This is a genomic window from Kibdelosporangium persicum, from assembly GCF_013280595.1.
GTDB classification, from domain to species: Bacteria; Actinomycetota; Actinomycetes; order Mycobacteriales; family Pseudonocardiaceae; genus Kibdelosporangium; species Kibdelosporangium persicum.
On record NZ_JAAATY010000016.1, the window covers coordinates 170,007 to 189,328 of the forward strand.

18 protein-coding genes are annotated in these 19,322 nt (G+C 67.8%); 4 read left to right on the forward strand and 14 right to left on the reverse strand.

The features are described from left to right. Nucleotides 1-179 precede the first annotated feature (179 nt). Both GC106_RS26875 and GC106_RS26880 read left to right on the forward strand, forming a co-directional pair. On the forward strand, nucleotides 180-425 hold the full coding sequence (locus tag GC106_RS26875) for a FitA-like ribbon-helix-helix domain-containing protein (protein ID WP_173136248.1): 246 nt from the start codon (nucleotides 180-182) through the stop codon (nucleotides 423-425). Further along, complete coding sequence (locus GC106_RS26880) at nucleotides 422-844, forward strand: type II toxin-antitoxin system VapC family toxin (protein ID WP_173136250.1); 423 nt, start codon at nucleotides 422-424, stop codon at nucleotides 842-844. Before GC106_RS26875 ends, GC106_RS26880 begins: the two co-directional genes overlap by 4 nt. Here the strand turns inward: GC106_RS26880 and GC106_RS26885 are convergent. Beyond that, the gene (locus tag GC106_RS26885; RefSeq protein WP_173136252.1) at nucleotides 836-1,540 is read right to left on the reverse strand and encodes a uracil-DNA glycosylase; all 705 of its coding nucleotides are present in this window, start codon (nucleotides 1,538-1,540) and stop codon (nucleotides 836-838) included. The two genes, GC106_RS26880 and GC106_RS26885, sit on opposite strands and share 9 nt — an antisense overlap. A 33-nt stretch (nucleotides 1,541-1,573) precedes the next feature. Here GC106_RS26885 and GC106_RS26890 point away from each other — a divergent pair, with 33 nt between their 5' ends. Further along, nucleotides 1,574-3,013: a S10 family peptidase gene (locus tag GC106_RS26890; RefSeq protein WP_173136254.1), complete on the forward strand. Its 1,440-nt coding sequence runs from the start codon at nucleotides 1,574-1,576 to the stop codon at nucleotides 3,011-3,013. A 63-nt stretch (nucleotides 3,014-3,076) separates the two neighbouring features. On the opposite strand, the gene GC106_RS26895 is transcribed toward GC106_RS26890, so the two are convergent. The 12 genes from GC106_RS26895 to eno form a co-directional block, all read right to left on the reverse strand. Continuing rightward, the gene (locus GC106_RS26895; protein ID WP_173136256.1) at nucleotides 3,077-4,780 is read right to left on the reverse strand and encodes a S8 family peptidase; all 1,704 of its coding nucleotides are present in this window, start codon (nucleotides 4,778-4,780) and stop codon (nucleotides 3,077-3,079) included. Further along, nucleotides 4,777-6,537, reverse strand: a complete 1,761-nt coding sequence (locus GC106_RS26900) for a S8 family serine peptidase (RefSeq protein WP_312872871.1) — start codon at nucleotides 6,535-6,537, stop codon at nucleotides 4,777-4,779. The genes GC106_RS26895 and GC106_RS26900 overlap by 4 nt, the downstream gene beginning before the upstream one ends. After that, entirely contained in the window at nucleotides 6,534-7,550 is a 1,017-nt protein-coding gene (locus GC106_RS26905; protein WP_173136258.1) for an ABC transporter ATP-binding protein, read from the reverse strand. The genes GC106_RS26900 and GC106_RS26905 overlap by 4 nt, the downstream gene beginning before the upstream one ends. After that, the gene (locus GC106_RS26910; protein ID WP_312872879.1) at nucleotides 7,547-8,632 is read right to left on the reverse strand and encodes an ABC transporter ATP-binding protein; all 1,086 of its coding nucleotides are present in this window, start codon (nucleotides 8,630-8,632) and stop codon (nucleotides 7,547-7,549) included. The genes GC106_RS26905 and GC106_RS26910 overlap by 4 nt, the downstream gene beginning before the upstream one ends. An 18-nt stretch (nucleotides 8,633-8,650) precedes the next feature. Next, a complete protein-coding gene (locus tag GC106_RS26915) occupies nucleotides 8,651-9,625 on the reverse strand; it encodes an ABC transporter permease (protein WP_173136260.1) in 975 nt (324 codons plus the stop codon). Beyond that, on the reverse strand, nucleotides 9,618-10,544 hold the full coding sequence (locus tag GC106_RS26920) for an ABC transporter permease (RefSeq protein WP_173136262.1): 927 nt from the start codon (nucleotides 10,542-10,544) through the stop codon (nucleotides 9,618-9,620). Before GC106_RS26920 ends, GC106_RS26915 begins: the two co-directional genes overlap by 8 nt. Nucleotides 10,545-10,661: 117 nt before the next feature. Next, nucleotides 10,662-12,311, reverse strand: coding sequence for a peptide ABC transporter substrate-binding protein (locus tag GC106_RS26925; protein WP_173136264.1), 1,650 nt, complete (start codon nucleotides 12,309-12,311; stop codon nucleotides 10,662-10,664). A gap of 134 nt (nucleotides 12,312-12,445) precedes the next feature. After that, the gene (locus tag GC106_RS26930; protein WP_173136266.1) at nucleotides 12,446-13,390 is read right to left on the reverse strand and encodes a Ppx/GppA phosphatase family protein; all 945 of its coding nucleotides are present in this window, start codon (nucleotides 13,388-13,390) and stop codon (nucleotides 12,446-12,448) included. 10 nt (nucleotides 13,391-13,400) lie between these two features. After that, complete coding sequence (locus GC106_RS26935; RefSeq protein ID WP_173136268.1) at nucleotides 13,401-14,624, reverse strand: lytic transglycosylase domain-containing protein; 1,224 nt, start codon at nucleotides 14,622-14,624, stop codon at nucleotides 13,401-13,403. 389 nt (nucleotides 14,625-15,013) lie between these two features. Beyond that, entirely contained in the window at nucleotides 15,014-15,517 is a 504-nt protein-coding gene (locus GC106_RS26940) for a DUF501 domain-containing protein (protein ID WP_173136270.1), read from the reverse strand. Further along, complete coding sequence (locus tag GC106_RS49755) at nucleotides 15,518-16,159, reverse strand: FtsB family cell division protein (protein ID WP_173136272.1); 642 nt, start codon at nucleotides 16,157-16,159, stop codon at nucleotides 15,518-15,520. Continuing rightward, entirely contained in the window at nucleotides 16,159-17,445 is a 1,287-nt protein-coding gene (eno, locus tag GC106_RS26950) for a phosphopyruvate hydratase (RefSeq protein WP_173136274.1), read from the reverse strand. Before eno ends, GC106_RS49755 begins: the two co-directional genes overlap by 1 nt. A gap of 141 nt (nucleotides 17,446-17,586) precedes the next feature. On the opposite strand from eno, the gene GC106_RS26955 reads away from it, so the two are divergent. Further along, nucleotides 17,587-17,964, forward strand: a complete 378-nt coding sequence (locus GC106_RS26955; protein WP_173136275.1) for a tetratricopeptide repeat protein — start codon at nucleotides 17,587-17,589, stop codon at nucleotides 17,962-17,964. A gap of 174 nt (nucleotides 17,965-18,138) precedes the next feature. On the opposite strand, the gene GC106_RS26960 is transcribed toward GC106_RS26955, so the two are convergent. Then, entirely contained in the window at nucleotides 18,139-19,119 is a 981-nt protein-coding gene (locus GC106_RS26960) for a type 2 periplasmic-binding domain-containing protein (protein WP_173136277.1), read from the reverse strand. Between the last annotated feature and the right edge of the window lie 203 nt (nucleotides 19,120-19,322).

Genomic DNA, 19,322 nt, shown 5'->3' on the forward strand with positions numbered 1-19,322 from the left:
CAGAGCATCCCAAACTCCCCGCGGGATGGGGTGGACTATCACCCGGCGTGGTCCTTGGCGGTGGTCAGGATGTCCGCGAGCATGCCGACCGTCAGCTTTCCCGTCAACAACTGGCCCGCGCAGGAGTCGAGCTGTTGTGCTAGCATTGCTGTCACTCGGTTGATCGGGAGGTGAGCACGATGGCGACCCTGACCATCCGCGGCCTCGACGAGGAAGTGCGCGAGCGGTTGCGAGTCCGGGCGGCCGAACACGGCCGATCCATGGAGGCGGAAGTCCGGGCGATCCTGCGGGAGACACTGTTCCGGCAGACTCCGGCTCATGGGCTGGGCAGCCGGATCCGCGCTCGATTCGCGGACATCGAGGATCACGAGTTCGCGATCCCGACTCGTGACGAGTCACCGCGCGCGGTGGACTTGGACACGTGATCATTCTCGACACCAACGTGCTGTCCGAGGTCATCCGTCGCGAGCCGGACGAGTCAGTGCTGATGTGGCTCGACTCCCTCCCGGCCGAAGAGGTGGCCACCACAGCGATCACCGCGGCGGAGCTACTACACGGAGTCGCCCGGCTTCCCGACGGACATCGCAAGACCGCGCTGACAGAAGCAGTCAACGCGGTGGTACACAACGACTTTCACGGCCGCGTCGAGTCGTTCGACATGCTGGCGGCGAACGAATACGCGGCCATCGTCAGCCGCCGGGACATGGCGGGACGTCCCATCACCATGGCGGATGCCCAGATAGCCGCCATCTGCCGGTCGCGTCATGCGACGTTGGCCACCCGGAACACCAAGGACTTCCTGAATACCGGCGTCGAACTGGTCGATCCCTGGCGCCTAACCTGACAACCCGGCGTGGTCCTTGGCGGTGGTCAGAATGTCCGCGAGCATGCCGACCGTCAGCTTTCCCGTGAACGTGTTCTGCTGACTGACGTGGTAACACCCGAGCAACGTCAGATCCGGGCCACCGTCGACAGCGGGCAACCGCACCACAGCACCATGCGCGAACTTCGGCCGCGGCACCGGAACCTGCCAACTGGCCAGCGCGGGCAGTAGAGCCTGCCAACCGAAGGCCCCGAGGACCACCACACACCGCAAAGTCGGCCGCAACAACGCCAACTCCCTGACCAGCCAGTGACGGCAGTTGTCCCGCTCCGCGGGCGTCGGCTTGTTCTCCGGCGGGGCACATCGGACGGGTGCCGTGATGCGGACGCCGTAGAGCGTGAGGCCGTCGCCGATGTGCGTGGACGTCGGTTGTGAGGCCAGGCCGGCGGCGTGCAGGGCTGCGTAGAGGAAGTCGCCTGAGCGGTCTCCGGTGAACATGCGGCCGGTCCGGTTGGCTCCGTGGGCCGCCGGGGCCAGGCCGACGATCGCTATCCGGGCGTCCGCCGGGCCGAAACCGGGCACCGGCCTGCCCCAGTAGGTCTGATCACGGAAGGCAGCCCGTTTCTCCACCGCCACCTGTTCACGCCAGGCCACCAGGCGTGGGCAGGCCCGGCAGGTGGTCACCGCGTGGTCCAGTTCGTCGAGGGTCTCCGGCACGGTTCAAGATTCTTCACCACATAGGGTGCTGCCATGGCAGACAACGAGGAGCAGCCCAAACCGGCCAACCCGGCCGACGATCTCGTCACGACCAGTCACACGATCGGTGACCTGGCGTACACGGCGACCGCGGGCCGGGTGGTCCTGCGCCGGGAGGTGCTCACCGACGGCAAGTTCGACGGACACCTGGCCAAGGCCGAGGTCTTCCTGACCAGTTACATCCTGGACGGCGCCGACCCGGCCACGCGGCCGGTGACGTTCGCGTTCAACGGCGGCCCCGGGTCGTCGAGCGTGTGGCTGCATCTCGGTCTGTTCGGCCCGCGGCGGGTTCTCGCCGGAGACGCCGGCGACATCGCCAAGCCGCCGTACGAACTGGTCGACAACGCCGAGACGCTGCTCAAACACAGCGATCTCGTGTTCATCGACCCGGTGTCGACCGGCTACTCGCGGGCCACGAAGGGCGAGAAGCCGGACGAGTTCCACGGTTTCACCGCGGACATCGAGTCCGTGGGCGAGATCATCCGGCTCTGGGCGTCGCGCAACGAGCGTTGGCTGTCGCCGAAGTTCCTCGCGGGCGAGTCGTACGGGACGCTGCGCGCGGCCGGTCTCGCCGAGCACCTGCAGTCGCGGCACGGCATGTACCTCAACGGGATCATGCTGATCTCGTCCGTGCTCGACTTCGCCACGATCCACTTCACCGAAGGCAACGACCTGCCTTACGTGTTGTTCCTGCCGACGTACGCGGCGATCGCGCACTACCACGGCCTGCACGGCGACCGCCCGCTCGACGAGGTGCTCGCCGAGGCGGAGGAGTTCGCCAGCCGTGACTACCCTTGGGCCCTGTCCCAGGGTGCCCGGTTACCCGATCGCCAGTCCATTGTAGACAAGGTCGCGAGCCTGACCGGGCTCAAGCCGGACTTCGTCGACCGGGTGAACCTCCGGGTCGAACACGTCCGGTTCTACACGGAGGTGCTGCGCGACCGTCGCCGTGTCACCGGACGGCTGGACGCCCGATTCCTGGGCTGGGACAACGACTACGGCCGTGAACTGATGAGCGAGGACCCGTCGTACACGGCGATCCTCGGCCCGTACACCGCCGCGCTGAACCACTACATCCGCGCGGAGTTGGAGTACGCCAACGACTTGCCGTACGAGATCCTCACCGGCAACGTGCACCCGTGGTCGTTCAAGGAGTTCGAGAACGCGTCGGTCACCGTCGCCGACAAGCTCTCCGCGGCGATGCGCGCCAACCACAACCTCAAGGTGCACGTGGCTTCCGGCTACCTCGACGGCGCCACACCGTACTACGCCGCCGAACACGTCTTGGCGCACTTGACCATTCCGGACGAGCTGCGCGGCAACATCGAGACGAAGTACTACCCCGCCGGGCACATGATGTACGTCCACGAGCCCAGCCGGCTGCAGCAGTCCGAAGACCTCGCGGCCTTCATCCGCTCCGCCGCCAACCGCTGAAAAACCCCTCGTGAGTGGTTATCGGTGTTCTAACCCTGATAACCACTCACGAGGGGGGTGGGGTTACTTGAGGAACTTCTGGCCGGCTACGACTGCCTGGTAGGCGTCGATCTGGCCGTGGCCGTAGAAGCCGTTGAACTCCAGGTCGCCCTCACACGTGGCCGTCCAGTCGGCCGGACGCTGCTCGTCGAGGTAGTCGACCGTGCGCGGAGTCGGACACGGAGTCGCCGTGGCGGTGCCCTCCAGGACACGCTCCACCTTGTCCGGGTCCAGGTTCGCGTCGCCACCGCGGAACTTGCCGTAGGTGCTGATGATCAGGGCCGCGACACCGGTCGCGTGCGGGGCGGCCATCGAGGTGCCCTGCAGCGGACGGTAGTACGCGCCCGGCCGGTCCAGCTTGATCACGCCGACGGCCGCGCCATCGGGGGTGACGTTGCCCGCCGCGTCCACGAAGCCCTCAGCGACCAGCACGTTCTGCGGGTACGTGGACAGGATCATGTTGTCCAGGCTGTTGTACCAGGGCGTACCGAAGTAGTCCCGGCGGTAGCCACCCGGCGCGGACACCGAGATCTGCTCAAGACCGTAGGTCGAGAAGTCGGACTTGGCACCGGACGGGCCGTACGACGAGACGTTGAGGACGTGCGGGCCCTCGGACGGCATCGACTGGCAGGTCGCGTTGTCGATGGTGCGTTCGTGCTCGGTGCCCAGCGGGAAGTCCGGGCTCGTCGTGTCCGGCAGCGGCTTGCCCGCGTCGGTGTGGTCGTTGCCGTAGGCCGAGATCAGCGTGACGCCCTTGCGGTGGGCGTAACGCAGGGCCCGCGTCACAGCCGTCTTGATGGTCCGCTGCTGCGCCTGCTGCTCCGGCGTGTCAGCCGGGTTGTTGTCGCAGTTGTACAGCCACGGGTCCACGTAGAACGACATGTTGACCACGTCGATGCCGTTGTCGGCGGCGTAGGTCAGGGCGTTGACGGTCGGCTGCAGGAAGAAGAAACCGTAGTCCTGCCCGGCCCGGAGGTTCACAATGGACACTCCAGGCGCGACACCCGACAGGCCGAAGCCGTTGGCCGCCGCGGCCACGATGCCGGCCACGTGCGTGCCGTGACCGCCGTGGTCCACATCGGCCGGGTCCACGCAGCCGCGGTACTCACAAGGACCGTCGATCTCGTTGCCGAGCTCGTCGAACGGGATGTCCTTGGTGAAGTTGCGCGACAGCTTCCGGTCGAAGTTCGGCGCGATGTCCGGGTGGGACGCGTCCACACCGGTGTCGATGATGCCGACCTTGACACGCTTGTCACCGGTCGTCTTGTCCCGCGCCAGGTCCGCGCGGATCGACTTCAGTCCCCACAGTTGCTCGTCCAGCGGGTCGAGGCCGACCGGCGTGGCGGCCTGGTTCTGCGCCTTGTTGCCGTTGCCGCGGTCCTTCTCGACGTCGGCGTCCTTGCGCTTCTTCTTGCCCGCCTCCGGCGAGTGGCCGATCGACTGCACCTTGGCGGCGGACAACACCGAGCCGCTGCGGGCCAGCCGCTCGGTGAACCCGTTCGCGGGCGCCTTGGCGGTCAGCAGGCCGACCGCGTCGTTGCGCTCGAGAACCGTGCCACCGGCGGCCTTCACCGCCTGCTCGACCGACGCGGCCGAGGCACCGTCCTTGGCCAGCACGTTGAACTCGACCGGCGCGCCGGACAGTTCCGGCTGCGCCGCGACGGTCGGCGCGGCGACCAGCGTCACCAGCAACGGCAGCGCCGAGAGGGCGATCGTCGTTTTTCTCATAGGAAGTCTGCTCCACTCACCACTGCCTGCAAGGCGTCAACCTGGCCGGCGCCGTAGAAACCGTTGAACTCCGGACCGCCGAGGCACGTCGCGGTGTACGTCTCGTTCTGGTCCGGGTAATCCAAGACCCGCGGGGTCGGGCACGGGGTCTTGGTCGCGGTGCCCTGCAGCACCCGCTCGACCCGGTCGGGGTTCAGCAGGACACCACCGCGGGCGTCGTAGCTGCCGAACTTGCTCACGATGAGGGCCGCGACACCGGCGGCGTGCGGCGACGCCATCGAAGTGCCCTGCAGCCAACGGTAGTACGCGGGCGTGCCGTCCGGCTTGACCTCCTTCATGACCTTCAGCGCGGCACCAGCCGGGGTGATGTTCCCGGCGGCGTCGATGTGGCCGTTGGCGAACGCCACGTTGCGCGGGTACGCGGACAGGATGTTGTTCTCCCGCGTGTTGTACCAAGGCGTGCCGTAGTAGTCACGGATGTAGCCACCCGGGGCCGACACCGAGATCTGCTCGGTGCCCCAGTTCGAGTAGTCGGCCTTCATGCCGGACGGGCCGTACGAGGCGACACCCACCGTGTGCGGGCCCTCGATCGGCATCGACAGGCAGTCGGCGTTGTCGATGGTGCGGTCGTGCTGGGTGCCCACCGGGTAGTTCGGGCTGCTGGCGTCCGGCTGCGGGGCGCCGAGGTCGGAGTGCTGGTTGCCCAGCGACACGACCTGGGTCACGCCCTTGCGGTACGCGTAGTCCAGCGCACGGCTGACCGCGGTCTTGATGGTCCGCTGTTGCGCCTGCTGCTCCGGGGTGTCGGCCGGGTTGCTGCCGCAGTTGTACAGCCACGGGTCGACGTAGAACGACATGTTGACCACGTCGAGCCCGGCGTCACCGGAGTACGTGATCGCGTTGACCACCGGCTGCAGGAAGAAGTAGCCGGAGTCCTGCGCGCCCCGGATGTTCACAATGGACACGCCAGGGGCCACACCGGACAGGCCGAAGCCGTCCGCGGCGGCCGCGACGGTGCCGGCGACGTGCGTGCCGTGCCCGTTGTCGTCCCAGTCGGACGGGTCGACGCAGCCACGGAACTCACAGGGACCGTCGACTTCCTGCCCCAGTTCGTCGACCGGGATGTCCTTGGCGAAGTTGCGCGACAGCGCGCGGTCGAAGTTCGGCGCGATGTCCGGGTGCTTGCCGTCCACACCGGTGTCCAGGATGCCGACCTTGACCCGCTTGTCGCCGATGGTGTGGTCACGCGCCAGGTCGGCGCGGATCGACGTCAGGCCCCAGAGGTTGCTGTCCAGCGGGTCCATGCCCACCGACTGCGCGGCGGCGCGGGACTGGGCCTTGTTCTGCTTGGCCTCGGCCGCCTTCTGCAGGGCCGGGCTGAGCGACGGAGCCGTGCCCGCGTCCTGCGTCTCGACGTCCGGCTTCGGCGCGGCCTTGGTCTTCGGCGCCTGGCCGACGGCACGGCTGCGGGCCGCCGCCGTCACTCCCTGTGCCTTGCTGACACGCTCGGTGAAACCCTGCTCCGGTGCGGTGACCGTGATCAGACCGACCACGGCGTTGCGCCCGACGACCTGGCCCCCAGCGGCCCGCGCGGCCGCCTCGATGGTCTCGACGCTCACGCCGGGTGCGGCGAGCACGGTGTAGTCGACGCTCTTGCCTTGCAGCCTCGGTAACGCCGACGCGGTCGGCGCCGTGACGGCGGTCAGTGTGGCGAACAGCGGCAATGCCGCTATCGCCAACACGGTTCTGCGTCTCACGAATTCTCCCTTTCTGCCCCTACAACAACATGCGCCTCGGCGAAATGACAGGCGCTCGGGTGCCCCGCCACCCGGGTGATGAGTTCCGGCTCCTCCTCTGCGCAGACATCCTGCGCCTTCCAGCACCTCGTACGGAACCGACATCCGGAGGGTGGATCCACCGGACTCGGCACATCTCCGGTCAGCCGGATCACTTCCCGCCGTCCGCGCAGCGCCGGATCGGGCACGGGAACGGCGGAAAGCAGTGCCTGGGTGTACGGATGGGACGGCTGACCGTAAATTTCGTCCGCCGTCCCGATTTCGACAACCTTCCCCAGATACATCACCGCGACCCGGTCGGAAAGGTGCCTGACCACCGACAGGTCGTGCGCGATGAACACATAGGACAGGCCGAGGTCGCGCTGCAGTTCGCCGAGCAGGTTCATCACCTGGGCCTGGATCGACACGTCCAATGCGGACACCGGCTCGTCACAGATGACGACCTTCGGCCGCAGCGCGAGCGCGCGGGCGATGCCGATGCGCTGCCGCTGACCGCCGGAGAACTGGTGCGGATAGCGGTTGATGTGCTCGGGATTCAGCCCGACGACGTCGAGCAGGTCCCTGACCTTGCCCTCCCGGGAGCCTTTCGGCGCGACTTCCGGGTGGATTTCGAACGGCTCCCCGATGATGTCGCCGACTGTCATGCGGGGATTGAGCGACGTGTACGGATCCTGTAACACGATTTGAACATCCCGCCGCAGCCGCCGCAGGTCGTTGCCGCGCAGTGCGAACATGTCCCTGCCTTCGAACAACGCCGTCCCGCCTGTCGGTGGTTCCAGGCGGATGAGCACCTGGGCCAGTGTCGACTTCCCGCAGCCGGATTCGCCGACGATGCCGAGAGTCTCTCCCTTTCGCAGGTCGAAGGAAACCCCGTCGACCGCTTTCACGTGCCCGATCGTGCGCTTGAACAGCACACCGACCCGCACCGGGAAGTGCTTGACCAGGTCCCGGACCTGGAGAATCGGCTCGTTCACGCATCCCCCCTGCTCAAGCCTCGTGAGTGTTTATCAGGGTTAGAACCCGGATAACCACTCACGAGCATTTCGTGGGCGAAGTGGCAGGCGGAGTGCCGGTCGCCCGGCAGGGGGTGGAAGTCCGGGACCTCCTGGTGGCAGCGGTCGACCGCCCGGGGACAGCGCGGGTGGAACGGACAGCCCGGCGGGATACGGGTCAGGCTGGGCGGCAGGCCCTTGATCGCCTTCAGGTCCTGGCCCTTCAGGTCCAGCCGGGGCAGCGACTGCAGCAGCGCCTCGGTGTACGGGTGCGCCGGACCGCGGAACAACGCGTACACGTCCGCCTGTTCGACGATCCGGCCCGCGTACATCACCGCGATCCGGTCCGCGACCTCGGCCACCACGCCGAGATCGTGGGTGATCAGGATCAGGCCCATGTCACGTTCCCGCTGGATGTCCCGCAGCAGGTCCATGATCTGCGCCTGCACGGTGACGTCCAGCGCGGTGGTCGGTTCGTCGGCTATCAGCAGTTCCGGGTCCAGCGCCAGCGACATCGCGATCATCGCGCGCTGCCGCATACCACCGGAGAACTCGTGCGGGTAGCTGCGTACGCGCTGTTTGGCGTGCGGAATCCGCACCAGGTCCAGCAGGTCGATGGCGCCCTTGCGGGCTTCGGCCCTGGACAGCCCGCGCCGGACCCGCAACTGCTCGGCGATCTGGAAGCCCACGGTGAACACCGGGTTCAGCGCGGACAACGCGTCCTGGAAGATCATCGCGATGCCCTCGCCGCGGACCTGCATCCGCCGCGCCGGTTTGGCCGAGAGCAGGTCCTCGCCGTGAAACAGGACCTCACCGCCGAGCACCACCGCGGGCGGCATGTCGAGGATGCCCATGATGGTCTGCGCGGTGACGCTCTTGCCCGACCCGGATTCGCCGAGCACGGCCAGCGTCTCGCCGGCGTCGACGTGGTACGACACGCCGTTGAGCACCTTGGCGACGCCGTCGTTGGTCCGGAACTCCACCCGCAGGTCCTTCACCGCGAGCAACGGCACGGTGTCCGCCGCCGGTTCGGCGACGAACTCCCCCCGCTCCCCGTCGTACACTGTGGACACTCGCGACTCCTACCGTGACTTCGGGTCCAGGGCGTCACGCACCGCGTCGCCGAGCATGACGAAGGCCAGCACGGTGATCGTCACCAGGCCGGCCGGGAACAGCAGCTCGTGCGGCGAGGTCTGCACGTAGTCCTTGCCGTCGTTGATCATCACGCCCCACGACACGACCGGCGGCCGGACACCGATCCCCAGGTACGCCAGGGTCGCTTCGACGGCGATGAACGCGCCGAGCGCGATCGTGGCGTACACCAGCACGGGCGCGACGGTGTTGGGCAACATGTGCCGGAAGATGATCCGCCGGGTGCTCGCGCCGAGCGCCCGTGCCGCTTTGACGTAGTCCAGCTGCTTGGCCACGATCGTCGCCGACCGCATGATCCGCATGGACACCGGCCAGGACAGCACGCTGATCGACAGGATCACCTGGATCAGGACGGCCGTGCCGCTCGGTTCCGAGCCGGGCGGGTTGAACGTGGTGAGGATGACGATCGCGCCGAGCACGAACGGCAGCCCCGCGAAGACGTCGCCGAAGCGGGAGATGAACGCGTCGGTCAGCCGGCCGTAGAACCCGGCGATGATGCCCATCACCGAGCCGATCAGCACGGTCAGCAGCGTCGCGAAGAAGCCGACGAGCAACGTGGCCCTGGCGCCGTGCACCGCTCGTGCCCAGATGTCGTAGCCCTGGAACGAATAGCCGAACCACGCCGAGGCGGACGGCGGCTGGCTGGCGAAGTCCAGGTTGTTGTAGTCCGCCGGCCGTGCGGTGAACAGGCTCGGGAACGCCGCCATCAGCACGACGACCAGGATGATCACCGCGGAGATGGCGAACATCGGCTTGCGGCGCAACTGGTGCCACGCGTCGCCCCACAGGCTGCGGGGTTTGCGTTGCCGCTCATCGCTTTGCGTCGTCGCCAGGTCGGCGACCTCGGCACTGGCGAAACTCTCCAGCGCCGGCCCGCCCCCTCCGACGGAACCTGGGTCAGTCATAGCGGATCCTCGGGTCGAGAACGGCGTACAACAGGTCCACGATCAGGCTCATCAGCAGGTACACCAGCACCAGCAGGGTCACGATGGTGGTCACCATGACGCCTTCCTTCTCCGCGATGTTGCGGAAGATCAGCCCGCCGATACCGTTGATGTTGAACACGCCCTCGGTCACGATCGCGCCGCCCATCAGCGAACCGAGGTCGGTGCCGAGGAACGTGACCACCGGGATGGCCGAGTTGCGCAACAGGTGCACGAACACCACGCGACGGCCCGGCTGGCCCTTGGCGATCGCCGTACGGACGTAGTCCGCGTGCTTGTTCTCGGTGATGCTGGTACGCGTCAGCCTTGTCACGTAAGCCATCGAGATGCTGCCGAGGACGAACCCCGGCACGATCAGCTCACCCCACGTGGCCTGCGCGGACACCGTCGGATCGATGATCCCCCACTCCACGCCGAGCAGGATCTGCAGCACCGAGCCGGTGACGAAGGTCGGCAGCGAGATCAGGAACAGCGTCGAGACCAGCACCAGGTTGTCCAGGTAGCCCCGGCCGCGGATGCCGGTCACGACACCGGCGACCACGCCGATGACGATCTGGATCAGCAGGGCCACGATCGCCAGCCGGACGGTGATCGGTGCGGAGTTCAGCAGCTGCTCCGAAATGGACACTCCGCTGAACGTCTCGCCGAGGTTGCCGGTGAGGACCTTGCCCAGGTAGGTGAAGTACTGCACGACCAGCGGATCGTTCAACCCGTAGCGTTCGGTCATCAGCGACACGAACGTGTCCGGGCACTGCCGTTCACCGCACTTGCCCGCGAACGGGTCACCGGGCACCGCCCACACCAGCGTGTAGACGATGAACGTGGTGCCAAGGAAGACCGGGACGAACTGGAGCAGCCGCCGCAGCAGGTAGCGACCCATCACGCCTCCCTGAAGAGATCGACACCGGAGAGATCGACCCGAAAAGATCGACACCGAACAGACCACCAGGCCGGATCTCTGGTGTGCCACGAGACCCGGCCCGGGTGTGCGGATCGGTCAGCCGTTGCCCTTGACCGTGACCGACGCGTACTCCAGTCGCCGCTTGAAGCTCATCGTCGCGGTCGCCAGGTTGTCCGACCTGGCGCCGACTCCGCGTTCCATCCAGAGCGGGATGCTCGGGAAGTACGTCGGCAACAGGCGGTGCGCCTGCTGGTAGAGCCTGATCGCCTCGGCCCGGTCGGCTGTCGCGTCCGCCTGCGCCAGCAGCGCGTCCAGCTGCGGGTTGGACGTCTTGGAGTCGTTGGACGAACCGCCGGTGCGGTGCAACGGGTTGAGGAAGTTCTCGATCTCCGCGTAGTCCGCGCCCCAGTCGGACCGGCCGAGGCCGGTCAGCTTGCTGCCGTCGATGATGTTGCGGAACTCACCGAAGTTGGTGGCGCCGACGAACGTGCACTCCACGCCGATCGCGTTCTTGATGCTGTTGCACGCGGCCTCCAGCGGCTCCTTGCGGCCACCGTCCGAGTTGGACTGGATGGTGATCTTGCCGCTGTGCCCGGAACGGGCGTAGTACTCCTTGGCCTTGGCCGGGTCGTACTCGCAGAACTCGCCGCACACGCCCTTCTCGTAGCCCTCGATGTTGTCGTTGACCCAGCCGTCGGCGGGCACGTACGTGTCGGCCAGCACGGTCTTGGTGATCTGGTCCCGGTTGACCGCCAGTGCGATCGCCTTCCGCAGGTCGAGACTGCCGTACTCCGGCAGGTAACTCGGCACGGTCAGGGTGGAGATCGACAGCAGCTTCGCGGTCAGCAGCCGGTCCCCCAGCTCGGTCTTGTACTTGCCGCCCGCCTTGGCCGACGGCGGCAGCGTCTCGATGAAGTCCAACTGGCCCGAGAGCAGGTCCTTGTACGCGGCCTCCTGCTGCGAGTAGATCTTGATGACCAGGTTGCGGAACTTGACCTTCTTCTGGTCGAGCGGGAACTCGTCGTTGCGGGTCATCCTGATCTCGACGTTCGGGGTGAACGACACGAACTTCAGCGGCCCGTTGCCGATCGGGTTCTTGGCGAACGCCTCCGGATCGGCGAAGAACTTGTCCGGCAACGGGGCGAACGGGGTGTACCCGATGACGGTGGTGAACACCGAGAACGGCGCCTTCAGGGTGATCTCGAACTCGTGGTCGCCGATGACCTTGAGGCCCTTCATCGTCTTCGACGCGGGCGTCGGCGGTTTCTGCGGCCCGGACGCGCCGTCCGGGTCCTTGGTGTAGACGTCGTCGAAACCGTCGATCTGCTTGAACCAGGTCGCGCTCAGCTGGGCGTTCGGGCCGTAGGCGCCCCAGTTCCACGCGTCGACGAAGTTCTTGGCCTTGACCTCGGTGCCGTCGTGGAACTTCCACCCCTTGCGCAGCTTGACGTTGTAGACCTTCTTGTCGGCCGACGTGATCGACTCGGCGACCTGGTCGAACGGCCTGCCGTCGTCCGCCCCGTACCCGACCAGCTGCGAGTACAGGCCCTCCTGCATCTTGGCGGACCCGGCGTCCGTGGCGTTGGCGGGCAGCATGTTGCCCGGCGGATTGGTGCCGTAGATCGAGATCGTGGCGTCGGCGGTCGCGTTGCCCGCCGGGGCGCCGCCTCCGCCTCCGCCACAACCGGTGAGAACCAAAGCGATCGTCAACGGCGCGGCCGTGAGCGCCACCGCCTTTGAGCCCATGGAGTCCTCCCGTCCCGAAGTGTGAGAGGACGCTAACGTGGGCGCGGAGTGCCTTTCAGGACACACGCAGTCACAAAAGCGTGACGATGTTGGACAGTCACCCACATGGCTTAGTTCTTCGGACGGGAACGCCGTCACAACTGTGAAAGGGCGATACCGTCCAGAATGTCGTGTTCACTCACGGTGAGCTCGTCGACCCCGGTCAGCCGCTCGGCCAGCACCTGGAAGATCAGGCTGCCGCCGCCGATCACGTCCACCCGGCCCGGGTGGATGACCGGGTTCGCGGCCCGCTGCTCGTGGTTGAGCGCGAGCAACTGCTCGCTCGTCTCGATGAGCTTCGGCTTGGCGATCCGGGACAGGTGGATCGCGTCGGAGTCGTACTCCGGCAGCCCCAGGGCGATCGCGGCCATCGTGGTCGCGGTGCCCGCCACGCCGATCCACGTCTTGGCCTCGTCCACCGGCACGGTGTCGAACGCGGCCCGCAGCACCTGCCTGGCCAGTTCGCGTGCCTCCGTGATCTCCGCGGCGGTCGGCGGATCGCTGCGCAGGCACCGTTCGGTGATCCGGACGCACCCGATGTCGGTCGACCGCGCGGCCTTCGGCGTCGCCTTCACGCCGTCCCACGTGCCCAGCACGAGCTCGGTCGACCCGCCGCCGACGTCCACGACGAGGAACGGGCCGTCCGCCGGGTCGAGGTCGCCGACCGCGCCGGTGAACGCCAGCGCGGCCTCCTCGTCCCCGGAGATCACCTCGGCGGGCGCGCCGAGCAGCTGCTCGGTCATGCCGAAGAAGTCGTCCCGGTTGCTCGCGTCCCGTGTCGCCGACGTCGCCACCATCCGGACGCTCTCGGCGCCCTTGCGACGCAGGATGGCGGTGTAGTCGGCGAGCGCGACCCTGGTGCGCTCCAACGCGTCCGGATTCAGCGTCCCGGTCGCGTCGACGCCCTGGCCGAGCCGGACCACTCGCTGCTCGCGGTGGACGTCACGCAACCAGGACGTGCCATCGTCCCGTTTGGTCACGTCCGCGACGAGCAGACGGATCGAGTTAGTCCCACAGTCGATGGCGGCAACCCTTGGCATGGTCGCCAATCTACTTGCAGGGATCTTCCGCTTCACCCGCACTGGCCGGGCTCGTGCCGGTCGACGGCTGCTGCGCGTCCGAGGAGCCAGCCGGAGCGCTCGTCGTCGAACTGGACGAGGTGGTCGGCGTGCTGGGCTGCGTGCTCGGCTCGCACGTCGGCGTGGTCGTCGTCGGCGTGGTGGTTGTCGGTGTGGTCGTCGTCGGCGTGGTCGTCGGCGGGTTGGTCGGGTGGACCGTCGTCGGCTTCGTCGGCGGGTTGCTCGGCGGGTTCGGCGTGATCGTCGTTTCCGTCGTCGGCAGCGACGGGGTCGGCGTGGGAGTCGGCGTCGGCGACGGGGTCGTCGCGGTCGGCGTCTGCTGCGCCGGGGTGCCCGCGGCCTGGACCGCCGGGTTGGTCACGCCTGAGGTGACGCCGAGGCCGTCCGGGATGACCGACACACCGGACTCGTAGGCCTTCGCCCAGAGCAGGACGGTCCGCACGTAGCTGTCGGAGTGGTTGTAGCGGAAGACCGCGATCGCGCGCTGCTGGTCGTTGCTCATGTCGAGCCCGCCGGAGCACAGGTACTTGCCTGCCGAGAGCGCCGCGTCGAACATGTTGTGCGGGTTGTTCACGCCGTCGCCGTTGGCGTCGGAGGCGTAGGCCTTCCACGTGCCCGGGATGAACTGGAACGGACCGACCGCGCGGTCCCACTGGAGGTCGCCGTCGAGCTGGCCGCCGTCGGTGTCCTGGATCGCGGCGAACCCGGCTCCGTTGAGCACCGGGCCGAGGATCCGGTCGGCGGTGTTGCCCTTGGCGTCGTACTGGCCACGCCCGTGGTTCGACTCGATCCGGCCGATACTCGCCAGCAGGGACCAGTGCATCTTGCAGGCCGGCTGGGACGTGCCCAGCATCGTCGCGGCCTTCTGGTACGCCTCGAGCGCCTTGCCGGGGATGCCGAGCGGGCCACTCGGCGTGCTCAGCGGGTCGCCACTGGACGCCAGCGCGCCCGGGTCACCCGCGATGCGAAGTAACTCGTCCGACAGGCCGTCCACCTCGGGAAGCTGGCCGCTCGCGCCGAGATCCTCCAGGTCGATCCCGAAGAAACCACGGCCGAGACCGTTGGCCAACGGCGTGATGGAGTCGTCCCGCACGCTCCACCCGGCGACGGTATCGCCCGCTAAAGCGGCCGGCACCAGCAACAATGCCGCGGTCACCGCCGCCAGTCCACGCTTGCGCCGTAAGTAGCGCAGCATCTTCCGTCGGGCAGCCCTATTCGCAGGCGCTGGCACGAACGACACGGACCCGGCCTCCCGGCTCTCTCGGCTCTCCTGTGGCTCCGGTCCTAGCGTGCCTCATCCGGGCCGAGTTTTCACCGGCCTTTGGTCTTTTCGGAGCAATGCGGTGTTTTTTGTCCTCGCTGCGCTCCGGACGGGCTTCGTCGCCAGAGCCGGCCGTTTCCACCCCGTCCCACGCCGCCGACACCGCTGAAGTGCCTGCTCAGCGCTGCTGTCGGGGCGGCGTCGGGCGTGTTGCGTGGCGTAACCGACCGGCGCGACAAAGCCGGTGCTGTCGATATCGACAGCCCTCGCCTTTCATCCCTCGTTAACGGCCGGGCAGTGTTCGACGGTCCTCGCCGACCACATCAGGATTCGGCGGTCGACGCCGCACAGTCCCCGGCGGGCCACTGGTCCGCGATCAGGCGCAGGGTCTCGTCGCCGAACGGATTCACGCCAGGTCCGCAGGCCAGGGCATGGGCCACGTGGACGTGCAGGCACTTCACCCGGCCAGGCATGCCGCCCGCGCTGACCTGCGTGCCGAGCGATTCGATCTCGTCACGCTGGGCCAGGTACGACCAGTGTGCCTGCTCGTAGGCCTGCGCCAGCTGCTCGTCCTCGGCCAGCCGCGCGGTCATCTCCTTCATCACGCCCTCGGCCTCGAGCGTGCTGCACAGCGACGTCAGCCGCGGGCACGTCAGGTAGTAGAGCGTGGGGAACGGCGTGCCGTCCTCCAACCTGGGGTTGGTCTGCACGACCGCGACGTGACCACTGGGGCACCGGGCGGCGACCGCACGCAACGCGCGCGGCGGCCGGCCGAGCTGGCTCGCCACGACCGCGCGGTCGGCCTCGGTGACTGGCTCGAACTGCACCTATCTACTTTCCTTGATCGAATCCCAGAGCGACTGGAACCACGGCTCCTGCGGCCCGGCAGGGGCGGCGGGCGGCTCACCGGACTGCGTACCGACGTCACCCGGCAGCTGCACCATGTACGGGGTCTCCCCCGGCATCACGTACCGCAGCCGCCTGCGCGCCTCGGCCTGGATCTGCGCCGGGTCGGACAGCTGGGCCTTGCGCTGCTCCAGCTGGTCGACCTGGGCCCGCAGCTCGGCCTGACGGCGCTCCTGCGTGGCCACCTCGTCCCGCTGGGAGAGGTACGTCCGTAACGGAACGGCGATCGACAACGCCAACGCACAGACCACGGTCGCCACCACGGCCGCACGGCGCGTGGTCGTCTGGCCCATCAGGTTCTTCGCGAACCGGGAGCGCGGCTTGGCCACCGGACGCCTGCGGGGCGTCTCCGGCCTGGTCCGCGGCGTTGTCTCCGGCTTGTCCGCCGCGTCGGAACGCCGTCCCGGCCGGGCGCGCCGGCCAGGACGTTCCGCGCCGTCGGGTTTGTCCGGTGTACCGGACTTGTCCGGCTTGGCCGACCTGGCGAACCCGCGCGTGAACCGGCCACGCCGCGAAGCTGAGCGCTCCGGGCGCTGCGGACCCTCGCCGGGTTCGTCAGCCATCAGCTCTCCGGGTTGAACCGCGGGAACGCGAGGTCCCCGGCGTAGCGGGCGGCGTCACCGAGGGTCTCCTCGATGCGCAGCAGCTGGTTGTACTTGGCGACGCGCTCGCTGCGGGCGGGCGCACCGGTCTTGATCTGGCCGACGCCCGTGGCCACCGCCAGGTCGGCGATGGTGGTGTCCTCGGTCTCGCCGGACCGGTGGCTCATCATGCTCTTGTAGCCGTACGAAGTCGCCAGCGACACGGCGTCCAGGGTCTCCGAAAGCGTGCCGATCTGGTTGACCTTCACCAGCAGCGCGTTGGCCGCGCGCCGGGAGATGCCCTCCTCCAGCCGCTCCGGGTTGGTGACGAACAGGTCGTCGCCGACCAGCTGGACACGCTCGCCGAGCTCGGCGGTCATCCGGACCCAGCCGTCCCAGTCGTCCTCCGACAGCGGGTCCTCGATGGAGACCAGCGGGTAGTTGTCGACCAGCTCCTTGTAGTAGCCGGTCATCTGCTCCGCGCTGCGCTTCTCGCCCTCGAAGGTGTACGCGCCGTCGTTGAAGAACTCGGTGGCGGCGACGTCCAGCGCGAGCGCGATCTCCCGGCCGGGGCGGTACCCGGCCTTCTCGATCGCGACCAGGATCAGGTCGAGCGCCTCACGGTTGTTGGCCAGGCTCGGCGCGAAACCGCCCTCGTCACCCAGGCCGGTGGCCAGGCCACGGCTCTTGAGCACCGACTTGAGCGAGTGGTAGACCTCCGCGCCCCAACGCAGCGCCTCACGGAACGAGTCGGCGCCGATCGGGGCGATCATGAACTCCTGGATGTCCACGTCGGTGTCCGCGTGCGCGCCGCCGTTGAGGATGTTCAGCATCGGCACCGGCAGGACGTGCGCGTTCGGGCCGCCCACGTAGCGGAACAGCTCCAGCCCGCTCGACTCGGCCGCGGCCTTGGCGACCGCGAGGCTCACGCCGAGGATGGCGTTGGCGCCCAGCCGGGACTTGTCCGGCGTGCCGTCCAGGTCGACCAGCTTCTGGTCGACGACCCGCTGCTCGACGGCCTCGATCCCGGTCAGCTCCGGGCCGATCTCGTCGAGCACGGCCGTGACGGCCTTCTCGACGCCTTTGCCCAGGTAGCGGTTGCTGTCGCCGTCCCTCAGCTCGACGGCCTCGTGCTCACCGGTCGAGGCACCCGACGGAACAGCCGCGCGGGCCAGGGTGCCGTCGTCCAGCGCGACCTCCACCTCGACCGTGGGGTTGCCCCGCGAGTCGAGGATCTCGCGTGCGCCGACCTGCTCGATTACCGCCACTGGTGTTCCTCCCAGCTCACGTTCTGTTCCCCGCACAGACTAGTCGTGCTGGGGAACGCCGCTGTTGAAGGCACGGTTGTGCGTGGATGAACGGTGCCGGGGATTGGCCTCGACGCGGGAGAGATCCGTAAAGTTGAGTGGATGAGCGACATGGTGGCGGCGTTCCGGCAGGCCGAACAGCTTGTAGCCATGCGCAGACCTCTCGACGCACTGGCGGCACTGGCGCCGGTCCTGGAGGCCGAGGCGGACAAACCGAGCGTGCAACTGCTGGCCGGACGCGCATACCTGGGCTCCGCCCAGCTGAGGCGAGCCGAGGAAGCCTTCCGCAAGGTGATCGAACTCGACCCGAACGACCACTACGCCCACTTCGCCCTCGGCCGGGCCTTACAGCGGCAGAGCCGCTTCACCGAGGCACGGCTCCAGTTGAAGTTAGCGACGGCGATGCACCCGGTGCCGGAGTACCAGGAAGCGTTGAGCGAGGTCAACGCCCGCATCGCCCTGAACGAGGACGTGGACTAGCAGCCCCTCCCCCCATAACCCCTGGTCACCCCTCGTGAGTGGTTATCAGGGTTAGAACACGGATAAACACTCACGAGGGGTGACCAGGCAGAAGGCCGCCCCGGCCTTTGCGACCGGGACGGCCTTATGTCACATGCTGTCTTATGTCAGATGCTGTCCTACGTCAGAGCTGTCCTACTTCACGTGCTGGCCGCACTCGAGGGAGTCGGCGAGACGGAAGTGCTGGCCGGTGATGATCGCCTGGGCGTCGGGGTCGGTGCAGATCCAGCCGTTCGGGCCGAACACGTTGTCGTACTTGGGCAGGTTCACGTCGCTGTTGCGGACCACGTTGTAGATGCCGCGGTCGTAGACGTTGATCGTCGCGAGGGCACCGTTGGGCGGGGTGTCCTGGGCGATCAGGTTGGCGGGCAGGCCCGCCGGGCGGGACGAGTCGTCGACGTCACCGAGGCGCAGGCCCTGCACGCCCCAGCCGCGGGCGATGGAGAACGGGGCGATGGCGTTGGCGTCGTTGACGACCACCGAGGCGTCGTGCTCCTGGGACACCGCGGCGCAGTTGCCGAGCGTGCCCTCGGTCAGGCCGATGCTCGCCAGGAAGAACTGACGCGTGCCGGAACCCGGCTGCGGGATGTACGGCTTCACCAGCGGCACGCAGTTCGGCGTGCTGCGGCTGTAGATGTCGTGCAGCTGCGCGGTGGTGCGGGTCGCGGGCACGTTGCTGTTCGTGGCCGTGGCGAAGGTCAGGCCGTCCCGGGCGAACTGGAGGAAGCTGTAGTTGGCCTCCGCCGGGTTCGAGCCGACCCACCGGGACGAACGGGCGAAGTCGATGGTGTGTGCGTCGCCGTCGGCGATCAGCGCGTTGATGCCCGCGCTGGAACCGTTCGGGCGGGTGATCTCCGCGGCACCGGTCTTCGGCGTGATCGTCGCCGAACCCGTGGCTCTCCATGAAGCCAGCCAGTCGCCGGGACGGGCGGTCTCGCTGTTGTACTGCGACGCCAGACCGTCGAGCAGGTCCTGCGACGTGTCCGAGCCGACGCCGACGATGTCACCGGTCAGCGGCGTGAAGCCGGGGTCGGCGACCGCGTTGCCCGCGGCCAGGCTGAGCACGGCCGCCGCGGCACCGAGGGTGACCGCTGCCTTCCCTAGGATGGAGCGCATCGAGAATCTCCTTGTCCTTCAACGGTTTGTCCCAAGCGGGACTGATATCAACCGTCGCGCAGCCCGGTCGGCGCAACCACCGGGGAACAGCGAAGACTGGTTTCTCGCCAAACGCCTAATCGCTTAACGGGCAACAAACACCCCACGGGGCCATGCCCAGTGAACCCGTTGTTCATCGCCAGTCCCACCACACGGCATACCGT

Bases quoted from the DNA above. Each gene is read 5' to 3' on its own strand.
- GC106_RS26875 (WP_173136248.1), top strand. From the start codon at position 180: ATGGCGACCCTGACCATCCGCGGCCTCGACGAGGAAGTGCGCGAGCGG.
- GC106_RS26890 (WP_173136254.1), top strand. From the start codon at position 1,574: ATGGCAGACAACGAGGAGCAGCCCAAACCGGCCAACCCGGCCGACGAT.
- GC106_RS26895 (WP_173136256.1), bottom strand. From the start codon at position 4,780: ATGAGAAAAACGACGATCGCCCTCTCGGCGCTGCCGTTGCTGGTGACG.
- GC106_RS26915 (WP_173136260.1), bottom strand. From the start codon at position 9,625: ATGACTGACCCAGGTTCCGTCGGAGGGGGCGGGCCGGCGCTGGAGAGT.
- GC106_RS26920 (WP_173136262.1), bottom strand. From the start codon at position 10,544: ATGGGTCGCTACCTGCTGCGGCGGCTGCTCCAGTTCGTCCCGGTCTTC.
- GC106_RS26925 (WP_173136264.1), bottom strand. From the start codon at position 12,311: ATGGGCTCAAAGGCGGTGGCGCTCACGGCCGCGCCGTTGACGATCGCT.
- GC106_RS26930 (WP_173136266.1), bottom strand. From the start codon at position 13,390: ATGCCAAGGGTTGCCGCCATCGACTGTGGGACTAACTCGATCCGTCTG.
- GC106_RS26935 (WP_173136268.1), bottom strand. From the start codon at position 14,624: ATGCTGCGCTACTTACGGCGCAAGCGTGGACTGGCGGCGGTGACCGCG.
- GC106_RS49755 (WP_173136272.1), bottom strand. From the start codon at position 16,159: ATGGCTGACGAACCCGGCGAGGGTCCGCAGCGCCCGGAGCGCTCAGCT.
- GC106_RS26955 (WP_173136275.1), top strand. From the start codon at position 17,587: ATGAGCGACATGGTGGCGGCGTTCCGGCAGGCCGAACAGCTTGTAGCC.
- GC106_RS26960 (WP_173136277.1), bottom strand. From the start codon at position 19,119: ATGCGCTCCATCCTAGGGAAGGCAGCGGTCACCCTCGGTGCCGCGGCG.